Raw genomic sequence first — 1817 nt, forward strand, 5'->3', positions numbered from 1 at the left:
GGACTGCACATGGCAACCGTCATAAGACTGGCCGTCCAGCAGGGGCCACTTAAGAAATCACTACATCTCAAACTCGTTGCGCCTCGGCAGCAATCAAAAATAGAGAGTTCCTTCCCAACTTCTGAACCTCCTAATAGGAAAGCTCTGGAAGATGGAAAGGAACTAATAGAAAAGCATCTCAATGGACACTTGAAAAAAATCGCTCTTACAAAAGAGCTGCAGTGTTTGTGGGGGCGCGCGATTCTTGAGTGGAGTCGAAGTTCGTTCGAGAACATGCACTCACGTTGTAAGCGTGAAAACTATGCTGAGGTATCGCCGGAGTTTTCTACGTTCTACAAATTTCTGTTTTATGTTGGGCCGAGAACTTCTCAAGAGCTCTCAATTGATCGCATAGACAACTCTAAGGGATACGCACCGGACAACTGTCAGTGGGCCACAAAAAAGGAACAAGCTGGCAATCGCCGAAATACGATCTATCTGACCCACGACGGGGATACCAAACCTCTAACCCGTTGGGCGGAGCTTACGGGGGTGGCGGTCCGCGAACTGCGCGCACGCCGCGATAAAGGGCTAAGCGATAGCGAGGTAATTACGGGAGAAACTCTCGTCGTTTTACCGGGCACCTCAAAGTGGCCTCCGCAGAGTTGGAAGGCGTATGAGGCTACTGTTCAGGCCTGCAGAAGATGGAGTAGAGCTGACCGCGAAAAGCTGGCGAACACCATTCTGGCTAGGCTTCGAGGCATTGATGAAATGATGGACTTCGACTGCATACGCGATGAAGCAATGCGGGAACAAAGAAAGGAGCTCGTTGACGCAGAACTGCGATGGAGCGAAGAGTACGGTCGCCTTGAAGGTTTACTCCGGCAGGTTAGGGCTATCCGAAGCTAGAGCAATGACGTTCCACAGAAAGACACAGAATGCCACATCAAAATAATGATCTAAGTCCGAAGCAAAGACTGGCGGTGCAATTAATTGCACAGGGACTCTCGCGCAAGCAGGTATCTATGAAGCTTTCAATAGACCCCGGAACCCTGTCTAGATGGCGAAGAATTTCGAGCTTTCAACAGGAATTAGAGAAAGCGTTGGCTCAAGGGGAAAGAGATGTCATGGACACATTTCGTGCGTCAAGAATTGCAGCATTTGACCGTTTGTCGAGTCTCGTCGCCTCATCAAATCAGTCGGTTGCTCTTAAGGCAATCGGATTAATTGTGTCGAAAAATCCGATGAAACTGCCTGAGAATGACGCCCCAGACTTCCTTGCTCAGAAAGAGAAATCCCATTGGGACAAGATTCTTCAAGAGATATTGGACGCTGGCGGCTAACCTCATTTGCTGCGAACGCAGGTGCCCTTAGATTCTGCCTCTTGGACAATGGCGGTACTCTCCATCCATCCGCTTCCCCGGGCTCTCGCATAGGCGTAGAGATCTGTGCAGTCGATTCGGTCTGATGAGGACCTGCTTCCCTTTGCTCGCGCTTCCTTTTCTGAGGCTTCAATGCTGGCTTTTCGATCCAGCTCACGCTTTGCTGCTAATGCCGCTGCCCGCTCTCTTTCGGCAGTCCACTCGGTTTTTTCCTCTTTTGCGCCAGCAATCGCACCGCAGGCGACTTCCTGATAGACCACTGTCCCGTTGGCAAGCGAGCAACGAAAAACCTGTGCGACAGCTTCGCTGGGCGCGTTCAATGCAAGCCAGCAAGTCGAACTCAGCAGAACGCGACTCGCTCTACGCATACCTAAAAGTGCTTTGACCATTACGAACTCCATTGGTTAAGACTTCATTCTGCCGCATATATTAGGAAGACTAAAGGGCGTGTAGACC

3 protein-coding genes are annotated in these 1817 nt (G+C 50.6%); 2 read left to right on the forward strand and 1 reads right to left on the reverse strand.

The window, feature by feature from the left end; translation table 11 throughout:
* Together AC1DWI_RS21520 and AC1DWI_RS21525 are read left to right on the forward strand one after the other, a co-directional pair.
* A partial coding sequence (locus tag AC1DWI_RS21520) for a hypothetical protein (protein ID WP_477725715.1) occupies positions 1–888 on the forward strand: 888 nt, incomplete at its 5' end.
* Between the two features lie 29 nt (positions 889–917).
* Complete coding sequence (locus tag AC1DWI_RS21525; protein WP_477667942.1) at positions 918–1322, forward strand: hypothetical protein; 405 nt, start codon at positions 918–920, stop codon at positions 1320–1322.
* A 2-nt stretch (positions 1323–1324) separates the two neighbouring features.
* Here the strand turns inward: AC1DWI_RS21525 and AC1DWI_RS21530 are convergent, their stop codons facing one another.
* Positions 1325–1750, reverse strand: a complete 426-nt coding sequence (locus tag AC1DWI_RS21530; protein ID WP_477667941.1) for a hypothetical protein — start codon at positions 1748–1750, stop codon at positions 1325–1327.
* Between the last annotated feature and the right edge of the window lie 67 nt (positions 1751–1817).

It is taken from the genome of Polaromonas sp. P3_C2, assembly GCF_056402675.1.

Coding starts and splice junctions, on each gene's coding strand:
- AC1DWI_RS21525 (WP_477667942.1), top strand. CDS start 918: ATGCCACATCAAAATAATGATCTAAGTCCGAAGCAAAGACTGGCGGTG.
- AC1DWI_RS21530 (WP_477667941.1), bottom strand. CDS start 1,750: ATGGTCAAAGCACTTTTAGGTATGCGTAGAGCGAGTCGCGTTCTGCTG.